This window comes from Amycolatopsis azurea DSM 43854, assembly GCF_001995215.1.
GTDB classification, from domain to species: Bacteria; Actinomycetota; Actinomycetes; order Mycobacteriales; family Pseudonocardiaceae; genus Amycolatopsis; species Amycolatopsis azurea.
Genome location: NZ_MUXN01000030.1, coordinates 36,964 through 51,535 on the forward strand (window position 1 = coordinate 36,964; position 14,572 = coordinate 51,535).

13 protein-coding genes are annotated in these 14,572 nt (G+C 68.2%); 7 read left to right on the forward strand and 6 right to left on the reverse strand.

Annotation, left to right across the window (positions count from 1 at the left end):
- The first annotated feature begins 70 nt into the window (after positions 1-70).
- On the forward strand, positions 71-1,399 hold the full coding sequence (locus B0293_RS39215; RefSeq protein ID WP_039919509.1) for an aspartate aminotransferase family protein: 1,329 nt from the start codon (positions 71-73) through the stop codon (positions 1,397-1,399).
- Here the strand turns inward: B0293_RS39215 and B0293_RS39220 are convergent.
- Positions 1,372-2,115 (reverse strand): alpha/beta fold hydrolase, encoded by a 744-nt coding sequence (locus tag B0293_RS39220; protein WP_245192105.1) that lies wholly within the window; start codon positions 2,113-2,115, stop codon positions 1,372-1,374. The two genes, B0293_RS39215 and B0293_RS39220, sit on opposite strands and share 28 nt — an antisense overlap.
- 95 nt (positions 2,116-2,210) lie before the next feature.
- On the reverse strand, positions 2,211-3,077 hold the full coding sequence (locus B0293_RS39225) for a bile acid:sodium symporter family protein (protein ID WP_005165964.1): 867 nt from the start codon (positions 3,075-3,077) through the stop codon (positions 2,211-2,213).
- Positions 3,078-3,246: 169 nt separating this feature from the next.
- Here B0293_RS39225 and B0293_RS39230 point away from each other — a divergent pair, with 169 nt between their 5' ends.
- Together B0293_RS39230 and B0293_RS39235 are read left to right on the forward strand one after the other, a co-directional pair.
- Complete coding sequence (locus tag B0293_RS39230; protein WP_005165966.1) at positions 3,247-4,272, forward strand: medium chain dehydrogenase/reductase family protein; 1,026 nt, start codon at positions 3,247-3,249, stop codon at positions 4,270-4,272.
- Positions 4,273-4,330: 58 nt separating this feature from the next.
- The gene (locus B0293_RS39235) at positions 4,331-4,864 is read left to right on the forward strand and encodes a DM13 domain-containing protein (protein WP_005165968.1); all 534 of its coding nucleotides are present in this window, start codon (positions 4,331-4,333) and stop codon (positions 4,862-4,864) included.
- On the opposite strand, the gene B0293_RS39240 is transcribed toward B0293_RS39235, so the two are convergent.
- A complete protein-coding gene (locus tag B0293_RS39240) occupies positions 4,861-5,490 on the reverse strand; it encodes a TetR/AcrR family transcriptional regulator (RefSeq protein WP_005165970.1) in 630 nt (209 codons plus the stop codon). The genes B0293_RS39235 and B0293_RS39240 overlap by 4 nt on opposite strands.
- 60 nt (positions 5,491-5,550) lie before the next feature.
- Here B0293_RS39240 and B0293_RS39245 point away from each other — a divergent pair, with 60 nt between their 5' ends.
- The 3 genes from B0293_RS39245 to B0293_RS39255 all read left to right on the forward strand — a co-directional run bounded on the left by B0293_RS39245 (position 5,551) and on the right by B0293_RS39255 (position 9,297).
- Positions 5,551-5,982 (forward strand): RpiB/LacA/LacB family sugar-phosphate isomerase, encoded by a 432-nt coding sequence (locus B0293_RS39245; RefSeq protein WP_005165972.1) that lies wholly within the window; start codon positions 5,551-5,553, stop codon positions 5,980-5,982.
- A 261-nt stretch (positions 5,983-6,243) separates the two neighbouring features.
- Complete coding sequence (locus B0293_RS39250; RefSeq protein ID WP_005165974.1) at positions 6,244-7,893, forward strand: glycosyl hydrolase family 18 protein; 1,650 nt, start codon at positions 6,244-6,246, stop codon at positions 7,891-7,893.
- A gap of 12 nt (positions 7,894-7,905) precedes the next feature.
- Entirely contained in the window at positions 7,906-9,297 is a 1,392-nt protein-coding gene (locus tag B0293_RS39255; protein WP_005165976.1) for a cellulose binding domain-containing protein, read from the forward strand.
- Positions 9,298-9,684: 387 nt separating this feature from the next.
- Here the strand turns inward: B0293_RS39255 and B0293_RS39260 are convergent, their stop codons facing one another.
- The gene (locus B0293_RS39260; RefSeq protein ID WP_005165978.1) at positions 9,685-11,454 is read right to left on the reverse strand and encodes a chitinase; all 1,770 of its coding nucleotides are present in this window, start codon (positions 11,452-11,454) and stop codon (positions 9,685-9,687) included.
- A gap of 316 nt (positions 11,455-11,770) precedes the next feature.
- Between B0293_RS39260 and B0293_RS39265 the strand changes: the two genes are divergently transcribed.
- The gene (locus B0293_RS39265) at positions 11,771-12,370 is read left to right on the forward strand and encodes a sigma-70 family RNA polymerase sigma factor (RefSeq protein ID WP_005165980.1); all 600 of its coding nucleotides are present in this window, start codon (positions 11,771-11,773) and stop codon (positions 12,368-12,370) included.
- Here the strand turns inward: B0293_RS39265 and B0293_RS39270 are convergent.
- Both B0293_RS39270 and B0293_RS39275 read right to left on the reverse strand, forming a co-directional pair.
- The gene (locus B0293_RS39270) at positions 12,367-13,014 is read right to left on the reverse strand and encodes a response regulator (protein WP_005165981.1); all 648 of its coding nucleotides are present in this window, start codon (positions 13,012-13,014) and stop codon (positions 12,367-12,369) included. The genes B0293_RS39265 and B0293_RS39270 overlap by 4 nt on opposite strands.
- On the reverse strand, positions 13,011-14,558 hold the full coding sequence (locus B0293_RS39275; protein ID WP_052014596.1) for a sensor histidine kinase: 1,548 nt from the start codon (positions 14,556-14,558) through the stop codon (positions 13,011-13,013). The genes B0293_RS39270 and B0293_RS39275 overlap by 4 nt, the downstream gene beginning before the upstream one ends.
- Positions 14,559-14,572 lie beyond the last annotated feature (14 nt).

Here is a 14,572-nt window from a genome sequence, read left to right on the forward strand (position 1 = left end):
GGATCAACCGAACAGCACAGCCGGAATTGTGAGATGGACGTGTCGCTCGGACGCGCTTTACCGTCGAGGCATGGCTGCTCCGACCACCGACCTGTCCACCGTCGACCGTTTCTGGGCCGACGCCGACCGGCACCTCGTGCGCTACGCCGGGGCCGGCGACTTCACCCGCGAAATCATCGACCACGCCGCCGGGAGCTATCTGTTCACCGAGTCCGGACGGCGGATCCTCGACTTCACGTCCGGGCAGATGAGCGCGATCCTCGGGCATTCGCATCCCGAGATCGTCGAGACCGTCCGGCGGCAGATCGGCTCGCTCGACCATCTGTTCAGCGGGATGCTGAGCCGCCCCGTCGTCGACCTCGCCCGGCGGCTGGCCGAGACTTTGCCGTCACCGCTGGAAAAGGCGTTGCTGCTGACCACCGGCGCGGAGTCGAACGAGGCCGCCATCCGGATGGCGAAACTGGTGACGGGCAAGCACGAGATCGTGTCGTTCGCGCGGTCGTGGCACGGGATGACGCAGGCGGCGGCGAACGCGACCTACAGCGCGGGCCGCAAGGGCTACGGCCCGACCGCACCGGGGAACTTCGCCATCCCCGCGCCGAATTCCTACCGGCCGGACTTCCTGACGCCTGACGGGGAACTGGACTGGAAGCGTCAGCTGGACTTCGGGTTCGAAATGATCGACGCCCAGTCCGTCGGCAGTCTCGCGGCCTGCATCGTCGAGCCGATCCTCAGTTCCGGCGGGATCATCGAACCACCGGTGGGCTATTTCGCCGCCCTGCGGGAGAAATGTCGCGAACGCGGAATGCTGCTGATCCTCGACGAGGCGCAGACCGGCTTGTGCCGCACGGGAAACTGGTACGCGTTCGAGCGCGACGGCGTCGTCCCCGACATCCTGACGCTGTCCAAGACGCTCGGCGCGGGACTCCCGCTGGCGGCGGTGATCACGAGCGCGGAGATCGAGCAGGAGGCGCACGATCGCGGCTACCTGTTCTTCACCACGCACGTCGCGGACCCGCTGGTGGCGGCCGTCGGGAACACCGTTCTCGACGTCCTCACCCGCGACCGCCTCGACGAACGCGCCACCGAACTCGGCGCCTTCCTCCGCCGGGGCCTCGACGACATCGCCGGTCGTCATGACGTCGTCGGCGACATCCGCGGCCGGGGTCTGCTGGTCGGCGTGGAACTCGTCGCGGACCGCTCCACGAAACAGAGCTCCGACGAACTGGGCGCGCTGGTCACGCGGCGGTGCCTCGAACTGGGACTGCACATGAACATCGTGCAGCTGCCGGGAATGGGCGGGGTCTTCCGGATCGCTCCCCCGTTGACGGCCACCGAGGACGAACTGGCGGAAGGACTCGGCGTGCTGGATCAGGCGATCGGGGACGCCTGCGCGTGAAGGCTGAACTCCCGAAGCAACCGAGCCACCTCGCCCGGCCGTTCCAGGAACGGCGAATGCCCGGCACCCTCCACGACCTCGACCCGGGCCCCCACCGCCGAATACCGGGCGAAAGTCTTGTCGCAGTCGTAAAAACGGTCCCGCCGCCCGAGAATCACCAAGCAGGGCAACCCCAAAGCCGCCACCTGCGCATCGAGAGGACGAAACGCGAGCCGTCGCGCGCGATCCACGAGCACCACCCGGGCCATCGCGGGAGCGGTGGCGGCGTGATCCACCAAGTCCTGCAAAGGATCGTCGAACCACCTCTGCCGGCGAAAGCGGGAAGCTAGCCGGACCCACCGCCGGTTGGCCACCAGCCGCACGAGCGCGCTTGCCAGCGGCAGCAGAACCGGGCTGCCGGGCGGAAAGGACGCGTAGCTGTAGTCCGGCGCCTGCCCGATCACCACCAAAGCCTTGACACGCGGCGAAATCTCGGCCAGCGCGAGCGCGACGTCGGCACCGAAGGAATGACCAGCGACCAGGACGTTTTCGACGCCCAGCGATTCGAGGACACCTGCCAGCACACGCGCCTGCGACACCGGGTCGAGCCCGGACGAACCGCCGGTGCACCCGTGACCCAGCAGATCCACCCGGATCACGTGGTGCGCCGCGGACAGGCCGAGGGTGAGCCGGTCGAACCAGTGCACCGACCCGCAATACCCGTGCAGCAACAGCAACGGCGTCCCGGCACCGTCTTGACGGACATGGACGGGCACACCGTTCACGTCGAGGATGTCTCCGCTGGGGGAACGCCGCACACCCCCAACGTAACTCAGACCCGCGCGGTCTCCCTGCCGCGGGACAGCAGCACGGCCGCGATCCCGGCGGGAAGGAACATGAGCACGCCGTAGATCCCGGCGGGTACGGCCATCGCCTTGTCGCCGAGGACGGAGATCGCGACGGCGATCGCGAGGGTGGCGTTGTGGACGCCGATCTCCATGGCGGACGCGATCGACTGCCCGCGGTCCACCCGGAACAGCCGTGGCACGTAATACCCGATGGCGAGGCTGAGCACGGAAAGCGCCAGCGCCACCGGCCCGAGCGTCCCGATGTTGTCCACCAGGGTCCGGAACTCCTGTGCGATCGCGGCCGCGATCACCAGCACGAGCACCACGGCGGAGCCGATCTTGACCGGTTTGCGCATCCGCTCGGCCCAGCCGGTGAACCGGCTCCGCACCGCCATCCCGAGCACGACCGGGATCAGCACGATAGCGAACACCTGCACGAACTTCGCGGGCTGGAGCCCGACCGACGCGCCGCCGTCGAGGAACCAGGCCATCGACAGGCCGACCACGAGCGGCAGCGTGAACACGGCCAGCACGGAGTTGATCGCCGTGAGCGTGACGTTCAGGGCGACGTCGCCGCCGGCGAGGTGACTGAACAGGTTCGCCGACGTCCCACCGGGCGACGCGACGAGCAGCATCATCCCGACCGCGAGCACCCCGTCCAGGCCGAACAGCAGGATCAGGCCGACGCAGATCGCGGGCAGCACGATCATCTGGCACACCAACGCGATGACGGCGGCCTTCGGGTACTTCAGCACCCGCGTGAAGTCGCCGACGGTCAGGGTCAGTCCCAGCCCGAACATGACGAGCGCCAGCGCGACGGGCAAGAGGACCGAAAACATCGCCGAACCCATCGCGGGGCCTCCGTCCGATATGCCCTTTTCAGATCGGCAATCGTGTCAAGCGGCGGGAACCCGGTCAAGGCACCGAAACCCAGCCGTGATCCCGCTTGACTTTTCCGAGAGCAGTGCTCACTATAGTTACAGGCTCTAACGGACACGACAAGCATTCAGGGAGATCGAGATGAACACGCTGACCGAGGTGGTACTGCCGGGCAAGGTCGAGCCGGAAGGCCTGGAGCTGCGGGAACGCCCGCTCCCCGCACCGGGCCCCGGCCAGGTGGTGGTCGCGATGGAGGCGACCGGGGTCTCGTTCGCCGAGCAGCAGATGCGCCGCGGCAAGTACTACGACCAGCCGCCCTTCCCCTTCGTCCCCGGCTACGACTTGGTCGGCACGGTGCTGACCACCGGCGACGGGGTCGACAGCGGCCTCGCCGGCCGCCGGATCGCCGCGCTGACGAAGGTCGGGAGCTGGGCCAGCCACGTCGTCCTCGACGCCGCCGACGTCGTCCCCGTCCCGGACGGGCTCGGCGCCGAGGAGGCCGAGACCGCCGTGGTCAACGGCATCACCGCGTGGCAGATGCTGCACCGCAAGGCCCGGGTGCGCGCCGGGCAGACGATCCTGGTCCACGGCGCGAACGGCGGGGTCGGCTCGCTGCTGGTCCAGCTCGCCGCGCAGGCGGGTGTCCGGGTGATCGGCACGGCGTCGGAGCGGCATCACGAAGCCTTGCGACGCCTGGGAGTCACGCCGATCGACTACCGCACCGAGGACATCTCCGCCCGCGTCCGCGAGCTCGCGCCCGAGGGTGTCGACGCCGTCTTCGACCACGTCGGCGGCGCCAGCGTGCCCGCGTCGTGGAAACTGCTCGCCCGCGGCGGCACCCTCGTCTCCTACGGCAGCGCCGCGACTCGCGACGACGAGGGCTCCAAGCAGTTGCCCGTGCTCAAGATCCTCGTCCGCGTCATGGTGTGGAACAGCCTCCCGAACGGCCGCAACGCGTACTTCTTCAACGTCTGGGCCGGACGGTCCTTCGCCAAGAACCGGTTCCGCGCCCGCCTGCGCGAAGACCTCACCCAGGTCTTCGCCGCACTGAAGGACGGCACGATCACCGCACAGGTCGCGGCGCGGCTGCCGTTGAGCCGGGTCGCGGAGGCCCTGCGGCTGGCCGAATCCGGGACGGTCGCGGGCAAGGTGGTGCTCACGCCGTAAGGGTTCGGTAACCGCGCGAACCCGGCGATCCGGACGGTTCGCGCGGTTGAATGACTCCATGAAACGCAAGCGGGTACTCGCCGTCCTGGCGGCCGGGCTGCTGGTGGCGGTGGCCGCGGGCCTCTACTGGTTCCAGCCGTGGAAGCTCTGGGTGGACGAAACGGTCCAGGAGTCGCTTCCCCTGCCCCAAACCTCGGCCCAGACCACCGAAAGTGCCGTACCCGCACCGAAAAAGCCCACACTCGTGGCGACCGGGGAACTGATCAGCCACGAACACGAGACCAGCGGCGGTGTCCGGATCCTGCGCGCGGAGGACGGATCCATGGTGCTGCGCCTGGAGAATCTCGACACGAGCAACGGCCCGGACCTGCGGGTCCTGCTCACCGACGCGCCGGTGCTCCCCGGCAAGGACGGCTGGTTCGTGTTCGACGACGGCGCGCACGTGAGCGCCGGGAAGCTCAAGGGCAACAAGGGAAGCCAGAACTACACCCTGCCCGCGGGCACCGACCTGACCCGCTATTCGAGTGTCAGCATCTGGTGCGACCGGTTCGACGTCTCGTTCGGCGCGGCTCAGCTGACCAAAACCTCTTAGGCGAGCCGGTTCACGGCGTATTCCATCTCCGCGCGGACGGCGCGCAGATCGATTCCGCCGGGATCGATGATCGCGGCCACGGCGATCCCGCGCAGCTGTCCGACCAGCGCCGCCGCGTACGCGTCGGGGTCGCGGACACCGGAGATCGAGCCGTCGGCTATCCCGGTGGCGACGGTCTGCGCGATGGCGAACCGGTACCGGCGGTCGGCCTCGGTCATCGCCGACCGCACCGCCGGATCACCCACGGTCGCGTCCGTCCAGAGCACCACGAACGCCCGGTTCAGCGGCGGCATGTCGGTGAGCAGCTCGAAGAAGATGTCCAGCAACGCGCGCAGCATGTCCATCGGGCTGGGTGTCAGCCCGCCGGTGCGGGTGGCGACGGCGGCGCTGAAGGCGTCGGCGAACTTCTCCGCGGCGAACTCGACGAGCCGCTGCACCAGCGTTTCCTTCGAGCCGAACAGCTGGTAGACGACGCCGCTCGGATAACCCGTCCTGGCACAGATCATGCCGATCTTGAGCCGGGCGAAGCCGGTCTCGCCGACCAGGCGGGCGGCGGTGTCGAGAATCCGTGTCCTGGCGATCTCCTGGTCACGTTGGACCTGGCGCTCCTCCGCAGACGAGTCCACGACGAGATCCTCCCATGACTTCCGGGTCGTCACCTGTTGACGCGGCGTTACGATCCGGACATGAGGATCGCCTTCTCCGCCGACGACCGGAACGCCACCACGGACGCCGTCCAGGCCTTCCTGGCCGAGGCCGGGCACGAGGTGATCCACCCGGCGACGTCGGAACTCTGGCCGGAACTCGGCGCGGCGGTGGGCAAGGCGGTCGCCGACGGAGACGCCGACTTCGGCGTGGTGATGTGCTGGACCGGGACGGGCACGGCGATCGCGGCCAACAAGGTCCCCGGCGTGCGTGCGGCGCTGGCCTGGGACACCTGGATCGCCGCGGGCGCGCGCAAGTGGAACGACGCGAACGTGCTGGCGATGAGCCTGAAGCGGCTCGCTCCCGACGTCGCCGTCGAAATCACCGAGGTGTTCCTTTCCGGGATCGCGCCGGACGCCGACGAATCGGCGAATATCGCGCGGCTCGGCGAAATGGACGAATTCCGTCGGTGAACGGCACCGAACCTGTGAACGGTTAACGCTGTCGAACGTATTAGGCCGTTCGCAGGAAAATCACCACTCTGCGTAGTGATGCTTCCCATATTGGTCCAGACCACGTACCGTCTCCCGCAACAAAGCGTTCCGCATGGAGGTGGTCGATGAAGACGCATCCCCGCCTGCCCGGTTTCGGCCGTGGCAACGCGATGTCACCGATTTCCCTTTGACGGAATCGTCTCCAAGATCATTTCCCTGCACCGTGTTGTAAGGAGTGAAATGTCAAGAAAGAGATGGCATCTGGTCGGCCTGTTCACGGCCGTCGCGGCACTGGCCGTCGGTCTGGTGACCGTGCCGGCGGCCGCGGCGGGCGGGGTCGGAGCCACCCTGACCAAGGGTTCGGACTGGGGGGCCGGCTGGGAAGGCAAGTACACGATCACGAACAACTCGGGATCGGGCCTCACTTCCTGGACGCTCGAGTTCGACCTCGCGGCGGGCCACTCGATCGCCTCGCTGTGGGACGGCAGCTACACCGCCTCCGGCCAGCACGTGACCGTCAAGAACACTTGGAACGGCAGCGTTCCTAACGGCGGTTCCGTCAGCTTCGGCTTCAACGTCAAGTACTCCGGCGCCTACACCGCGCCCGCGAACTGCAAGATCAACGGCGGCTCCTGCGATCCGGGTGGGGGCACCCCGACGACGAGCAACCCGCCCACGAGCACGACGTCCAACCCGACGACGTCGAACCCGCCCACGACGACCACCACGAGCAACCCGCCGACCACGACGACTTCGAACCCCAACCCGGGCGCGAAGAAGAACCTCGGCTACTTCGTGCAGTGGGGCGTCTACGGCCGTAACTACCACGTGAAGAACATTCACACTTCCGGTTCCGCGGCGAAGCTGACGCACATCAACTACGCGTTCGGCAACGTCACCAACGGTTCCTGCACCGCGAACGACGACACCTACGCCGACTACGACAAGTTCTACGACGCCGGGTCCAGTGTGGACGGTGTCGCGGACTCGTGGGACGCGGGCGCGATCCGCGGTAACTTCAACCAGCTGCGCAAGCTGAAGAAGATGTACCCGGGCCTCAAGGTGCTGTGGTCGTTCGGTGGCTGGACCTGGTCCGGCGGCTTCGGCCAGGCCTCGAAGAACCCCACCGCGTTCGCGGAATCCTGCTACAAGCTGATCAAGGACCCGCGGTGGGCCGACGTCTTCGACGGCATCGACATCGACTGGGAGTACCCGAACGCCTGCGGTCTCACCTGTGACACCAGCGGCCCCGCCGCCATCAAGAACGTGGCACAGGCGCTGCGCACCAAGTTCGGTTCCTCGTTCCTGGTCACCGCCGCGATCACCGCGGACGCCAGCAGCGGCGGCAAGCTCGACCTCGCCGACTACGGCCCCGCGTCGGCGTACCTCGACTGGTACAACGTCATGACGTACGACTTCTTCGGCGCCTGGGCGGCGCAGGGCCCGACGGCCCCGCACTCGCCGCTGACCGCGTACCCGGGCATCCCGCAGCAGGGCTTCAACTCCGACGAGGCCATCCAGAAGCTCAAGGCCAAGGGTGTTCCGGCCAGCAAACTGTTGCTGGGTATCGGTTTCTACGGCCGAGGCTGGACCGGCGTCACGCAGGACGCCCCGGGCGGCACCGCGACCGGTGCGGCACCGGGCACGTACGAAGCGGGCATCGAGGACTACAAGGTCCTCAAGAACAGCTGCCCGTCGACGGGCACTATCGCGGGCACCGCGTACGCGAAGTGCGGCAACAACTGGTGGAGCTACGACACTCCCGCGACCATCAACTCGAAGATGGGCTGGACCAAGAACCAGGGTCTCGGCGGCGCGTTCTTCTGGGAGCTCAGTGGTGACACCGGCAACGGTGAACTGGTCACGGCCATGCGCAATGGCCTGAACTGAGAGGTTTGAGAAGTGGCTAAGCGGACTTGGATCCAGGCCGTCGGCCTGGCCGCCGCTGCCGCAACGGCCGGCGCGGTCCTCGTGATCGCGCCGGCCTCCGCGGCCGGCGGCGTCGGCGCCGCCTTCAGCAAGGGCTCCGATTGGGGCTCCGGCTGGGAGGGCAAGTACACGATCAGCAACAACTCGGGGTCGAGCCTTCCCACGTGGACGGTCGAATTCGACCTCCCCGCGGGACATTCGATCGCTTCGCTGTGGGACGGCAGCTACTCGGCCTCCGGCCAGCACGTGACGGTGAAGAACACCTGGAACGGCAACCTTTCCAACGGTGGCAGTACCAGCTTCGGCTTCAACGTCAAGTACTCCGGGAGCTACGTCGCCCCGGCGAACTGCAAGATCAACGGTGGTTCGTGCGATCCGGGCGGCGGCGGGCCGACCACGACGCCGACCACCACCACTTCCTCCCCGACCACGACCACGACCACGTCGACGTCGAACCCGCCGACGACCACCACGAGCAACCCGCCGCTGCCCGGCGGCCGTGGCGCGCCGTATCTGTACATGGGCTGGGGCAGCCCGCCGAACCCGCAGACGGTCATGAACGCGACCGGGATCAAGTGGTTCACCCTGGCGTTCGTGCTGGCCTCGAACGGCTGCAACCCCGCGTGGGACGGCAGCCGTCCGCTGCAGGGCGGCGTCGACGCGAACGCGATCGCGCAGATCAAGGCCGCGGGCGGGCAGATCGTGCCGTCCTTCGGCGGGTGGAGCGGCAACAAGCTCGGCCCGAACTGCTCGACGCCGGAAGCGCTCGCCGGTGCCTACCAGAAGGTGATCGACGCCTACGGTCTCAAGGCGATCGACATCGACATCGAGAACACCGACGAGTTCGAGAACGCGACCGTGCAGGACCGCGTCCTGAACGCGTTGAAGATCGTGAAGGCGAACAACCCCGGTATCCAGACCATCCTCACCTTCGGCACGACGACCAGCGGCCCGAACTCCTGGGGCAACCGGCTCATCGACCAGTCGAAGGTGTTGAACGCCGGGATCGACGTCTACACGATCATGCCGTTCGACTTCGGTGGCGGCGCCGACATGTACGGCAACACCATCAAGGCCGCGAACGGCCTGCGGGACAAGCTGAAGTCGACGTTCGGATGGAACGACGCCACGGCGTACAGCCACCTGGGCATCAGCGGGATGAACGGCCTTTCGGACCAGCAGGAGCTGACGAGTCTCGACACCTGGACCAAGATCACCACCTGGTCCAAGACGAACAAGATCGCCAGGCTCGCTTTCTGGTCGGCCAACCGTGACCGGCCCTGTCCCGGTGGCGGGGTCGCCGAGAACTGCAGTGGTATCGCGCAGAACGACTGGGACTTCACGCGGATCACCGCGGGCTTCTGACGTCCCTTCCCCGATAGGTGGCTCCCCGAACCGCGGGCCCGCACCGATGCTGCACGGTGCGGGCCCGCTCCTTTACGCACGGGCCGCATTCAGAGGACGAAATGCGTCGGCCGGGTGGGTCGCAGGGGTAGCCGACCGCGCCCCGCACCGGAATTGGAGTTGTGAAAGCCACTTTCGCAACGTTGAAGGTTGCGAAAGTGGCTTTCACAACCCTTCCCGGCCCACTTGCGTGAGCGTCCGCGCAGCATCAAGCCAGACCCAAGCGCGTGCAGGCCCCCTGCGCAATTAGTCACCTACTTGCGTGGGCGACCCACGAAGCTGTCCGTGAAGGCCTCCTTGAGGGACCCTGGGTCCCTCAAGGAGGCCTTCACGGACCGACCGCCGGGGTCAGGGCAGGGCGTTCAGGAACGGCTCGTGAGCGTTCTGGAATTCCCAGCCGTAGTACCGGTCCCAGTTGATCGACCACGTCATCAGCCCGCGCAGCGCCGGCGAAGCGCCGCCGCGCAAGGAATACGACCCGCAGCCGGAGTTCTTCACCAGGCAGTTCAGCGCCGACTGGACCGCCGCCGGAGCGGTGTGCCCGTTGCCCGCGCTCACTGCGGCGGGCAGGCCGAACGCGATCTGGTCCTCCCGCAGCCCCGGGAACCGGAACCCGGTCGAGGAAACCGTGAAGCCCGCCTTGATCATGTCGGTCATCGCGATGTGGAAGTCCGCGCCGCCCATGAAGTGGTACTGGTTGTCCAGGCCCATCACCGGTCCGGAGTTGTAGTCCTGGACGTGCAACACCGTGAGCGCGTCCCGCATCGCGTGGATCACCGGCAGGTACGAACCCGTCCGGTTGTCGGCGCCGCCGAGGCCGCCGTAGTACTGGTATCCGGTCTGCACGAAGAACGTCTCCGGCGCCATCGTCAGCACGAATCCCGCGCCGTACTTGGCTTTCAGTGTCTTCAGGGCCGAGATGAGGTTGACGATCACCGGCGTGGTCGGATTGCGGAAGTCGTTGTCACCGGAGTTGAGGTACAGCGAGTGTCCCTCGAAGTCGATGTCGAGCCCGTTCAGCCCGTACCGGTCGATGATCGCGGAAACCGAACTGACGAAGGCGTCGCGCGCGGCGGTCGTGGTCAGCTGGACCTGGCCGTTCTGCCCGCCGATGGAGATCAGGACCTTCTTGCCCTGCGCCTGTTTCGCGCGGATCGCGGCGATGAAGTCCGCGTCGCTTTCCACGGTCGGGCATTCCGCCACCGGGCACCGCGTGAATCGGATGTCGCCCGAGGTCACCGAAGTCGGCTCACCGAAGGCCAGGTTGACGATGTCCCAGGCGGCCGGGACGTCGGCCATCCGCGTGTAGCCGGAGCCGTTGGCGAAGCTCGCGTGCAGGTAGCCGATCAGCGCGTGCTTCGGCAGGCCCGTGTCGACGCAGCCGGAGGTCGTGGCACTCACTTCCGCGGTCTTCGGCGATTCTCCCGCGCTGTTGTACGCGGCCACCGAATAGTTGTGCGTGGTGCAGGCCGTCAGCCCCGAAACCGTCGCCGAAGTCCCGGTCACCGTCGCGACCACGGTCCCGCCCTCGTACACGCGGTATCCCGTCACCGTGCCCGCCGAGGCTCCCCACGACAGCGCGATCGACGAGTTCGTCACCGTGCCCGCGGCCGGATTTCCCGGTGCCGGAGGCGCTCCCGGGGTCCCGCCGCCGGGTCCGTCGAGGCTGATGTCGTCCGCGTAGAAGGTGCCCGACCCGTACCAGCCGTGGACGTACACCTCCGCCGTCGTCTGCGTGGCCGTCGTGGTGAACGACAGCGAAAGCTGCGTGTACGAGGTCGCGGCGGTCCAGGTCGACGGGCCGCCGGTGACGCCGAGGTACACCGGGTTCCCGTTCACCCAGGCGGAAACCGCGTAGGTCGTGCTGGGCTTGACGGATACCGTCTGTGCGCATTTCCCGATCGTCGAGCCGGGCGTGACCGAGACGGCGTAACCGCCCGAGCGGACCGGTGTGGTCACGGCCGCGCCCGCCGCGCAGGACCAGCCGGACGTCGAACCCGCCTCGAAGCCGGGATTGAGAAGCAGGTTGGCCGCGCTCGCGGTGCCGCCTCCCGTTATCAGCCCGGCGAAGGTCAGCACCACAACGGCCAGAAAGGCCAGGGATCTGGAACGCCTCATCGCGATTCCTCCGGATCAAGGGCGGCCTGCCGCCGCGCTGGGCTAATTGTCTAGACCAATCCGGGGAAAGTCCATACCCGGGCGCCACCAGGGCCATAAGACCCGACTACTCCGGGCTGCTGTACCGGTGTGACGCGCGAACGCGCTCCGTAACGTCGAAAAGGCCAAAGAGGGCTGGGGGCTTTCGGGAGGTGGGGACCATGGGAACGCACAAGGACACACCGAGAACGGCCCGGCCGGCGTGACCGCCGTGGCCGAAGCCGTGCGCCCGACATACAGCGCCGATGCGCACTCGGCGGGAAAGAGTGCCTCGCGCGTGCCCCGGCCGGGAGAACCGGACGGCGAAGTGATCCGCGCGGCGATCCAGGGTGACCGGTTGGCCGTCGGGAGCCTGCTGACACTTCTCCGGCCGATCGTGATCCGGTACTGCGCGGGCAGGCTGGGCGGGGCCACGCGCGGCATCTCCAACGCCGAGGACTGCGCCCAGGAAGTCCTCATGGCCGTGCTCGTCGCTTTGCCGCGCTTCAGCCACCAGGCCAACAGCTTCCTGCCCTACGTCTTCGGGATCGCTTCGCACAAGGTCGCCGACATCCGCCGGAGCCTGGCCCGCGATCCGTCCGCGCCGGTGCCCGATCCGGAGCCCGAGCTGGACGGGCCGTGGAACCCGACGTTCGAAGAGGTCGAGAAGGCGGACCGCAGCCGCCGGCTGTCCCGGCTGTTCGAGGTCCTGTCGGCGAAGCAGCGTGACGTGCTGGTGCTCCGCGTGATCCACGGGTTCAGCGCCGAGGAGACCGCGGGCGCGCTGGGTATGGCGAGCGCGGGCGCGGTCCGCGTCACCCAGCACCGGGCGCTCAACGAACTGCGCCGGGTGCTGCGTGAGGACCCGGACTTCGCCGGTGGGTTCACGTTCTTCTAGGAGGTCGGCTTGCGGCGTTGCGTGGCGTAGACGGCGGCGGCGGTGCGGCGTTCGAACCCGAGCTTGTGCAGGAGGGACGACACGTAGTTCTTGACCGTCTTCTCCGCCAGGAACAGCTTTTCCGCGATCTGGCGGTTGGTCAGCCCGTCGGCGATGTGGTCGAGGACCCGCCGCTCCTGCGGGCTCAGCTGTTCGTACCGCGGGTCCGGGAGGTCGCTCTCGCCGCGCAGCCGGTTCATCACCGACGCCGTCAGCGTGCTGTCCAGCAGCGATCCCCCGGCGGCGACCGTGCGGACGGCCTTGACGAGCGCGCCACCGGAGACCTGCTTGAGCATGTACCCGGCCGCGCCCGCCATGATCGCGCCGAACAACGCGTCGTCGTCGGAGTAGGACGTCAGCATCAGGCAGGCGGGCGGTGGGTCGACGGACGCCCGGATCTCCCGGCAGACGCTGACCCCCTCACCGTCCGGCAGCCGGACGTCGAGCACCGCGACCTGCGGTTTGACCGCGGGGATCCGCACGAACGCCTCGGCGGCCGTGGACGCCTCGCCGACCACGGTGAAATCGTCCTCCGCCTCGAAGACGGTCTTCAGCCCGGTGCGGACGAGTTCGTGATCGTCCAGCAGGAACACCGAAATCGTCATCCCACACTCCCCTGTCGGGCCGGCAGCTCCACCGACCAGTCGAGTCTCGTCCCGCCTTCCGGCCTCGCTTCGACGCTGAACGACCCGTTCCAGCGGGCCGCGCGTTCGGCGAGGTTCGAGACCCCGCTGCGATGGCCGGGTTCGGCGGGCATGCCGACCCCGTCGTCCACCACCGAAAGTTTCAGCCACCGCCCGTCGCGGTCGACCGAGACGTCGACCGACACCGTCGTCGCCTCCGCGTGTCTGACCACATTGGACAGTGCCTCGCGCAGGGTCGCGATGAGGTCGGAGCGGACCGTGTCCGGCACGGTCGAGTCGAGCGGCCCGTCGAACCCGACCCGGGGTTCGGACGCGCAGCCCGCGTCCAGCGCGACGCGCAGCAGCTCCGACCGGAGGCTGCCCTGCGCCTCCGCCGGTTCCTGCAGTGAAAAGATGCTGTTGCGGATCTCGCGGATGGTGCGGTCGATCTCGTGCGCGAAGCCGGTCACGCGGTCGGCGACGGCGGGTTCGGACGCGAGCCTGCTGAGTCCCTCCAGGCCGAGCCCGATCGCGAACAGCCGCTGGATCACCAGGTCGTGCAGGTCGCGGGCGATCCGGTCGCGGTCCTCGAAGACGGCGAGCCGCTGCCTGTCCTGTTGCGCGCGGGCGAATTCGACCGCGAGCGCGGCGTGCGCGGCGAAGGTCTCGGCGAGCTGGACGTCGTAGGCGGAGAACGGCGTCTTGTCGCGGAACTTCGCCACCAGCAGGACGCCGAGCTTCTCCTCGCCGACGATCAGCGGGACGGCGATCGTGGAGTCCAGGTCCTTGATCGCCGCCGGCATCGCGGAAGCGTTGTCGCCCTGGTATTCGAGCACCTTCTCGCCGTAGTCCCGGACCACCACGGGTTTCCCGCTGGTGAACGCCATCCCGGTCGCGGTGCCTCGGGTGGGCACGGCGACACCGGCGAGCTTGTCGGCGTCCGGCCCCGGCGGCTCGACGATCTCGAAGACCAGCTGCCCGTCGCCGCTGGGCAGGGCCACCGCCCCCGCGGTGCCGCCGGCGACGACGCGGGCGCGTTCGGCGATGAGGTGCAGGGTCGCGGTCAGATCCTGGTCGGCCAGGAGCGCGCCGGTGACGTGGTAGGACGCTTCGAGCCAGCGCTCGCGCCGCTGCACCTGGTCGAACAGCGCGGCGTTCTCGATCACCACACCGGCCGCGGCGGTGAGCGCGACGAGCAGGTCGTCCTCGGCTTCGGTGAACTCCGCGCCGCCCGGTTTGCGGGCGAGGTACAGCATCCCGAAGATGCGGCCGCGTACGCGGATGGGCATCACGCGCGACTCGTCCTCGGACGGCGGCCGCTCCCAGGCGTCGCCGAAGCGGATGAACTCGTCCGAATCGAGCACGCTCAGCGCGCCGAACGGCGCACCGGTCAGCTCACAGGCGGATTCCACCATGCGCCGCAGCACGTCGGACAGGCTGAGATCGCGGGCGATCCCGGCCACGGCGTCCAGAATCCTGGGCGCCTTGGCGTCACTCGCCGCACTCACCCGCCGCACCGCCGTCACCGTCCCGGGCTACC

What these genes read in the sequence shown, in the direction of transcription:
- B0293_RS39215 (WP_039919509.1), top strand. Translation starts at nt 71, where the DNA reads ATGGCTGCTCCGACCACCGACCTGTCCACCGTCGACCGTTTCTGGGCC.
- B0293_RS39225 (WP_005165964.1), bottom strand. Translation starts at nt 3,077, where the DNA reads ATGGGTTCGGCGATGTTTTCGGTCCTCTTGCCCGTCGCGCTGGCGCTC.
- B0293_RS39230 (WP_005165966.1), top strand. Translation starts at nt 3,247, where the DNA reads ATGAACACGCTGACCGAGGTGGTACTGCCGGGCAAGGTCGAGCCGGAA.
- B0293_RS39235 (WP_005165968.1), top strand. Translation starts at nt 4,331, where the DNA reads ATGAAACGCAAGCGGGTACTCGCCGTCCTGGCGGCCGGGCTGCTGGTG.
- B0293_RS39245 (WP_005165972.1), top strand. Translation starts at nt 5,551, where the DNA reads ATGAGGATCGCCTTCTCCGCCGACGACCGGAACGCCACCACGGACGCC.
- B0293_RS39250 (WP_005165974.1), top strand. Translation starts at nt 6,244, where the DNA reads ATGTCAAGAAAGAGATGGCATCTGGTCGGCCTGTTCACGGCCGTCGCG.
- B0293_RS39260 (WP_005165978.1), bottom strand. Translation starts at nt 11,454, where the DNA reads ATGAGGCGTTCCAGATCCCTGGCCTTTCTGGCCGTTGTGGTGCTGACC.
- B0293_RS39270 (WP_005165981.1), bottom strand. Translation starts at nt 13,014, where the DNA reads ATGACGATTTCGGTGTTCCTGCTGGACGATCACGAACTCGTCCGCACC.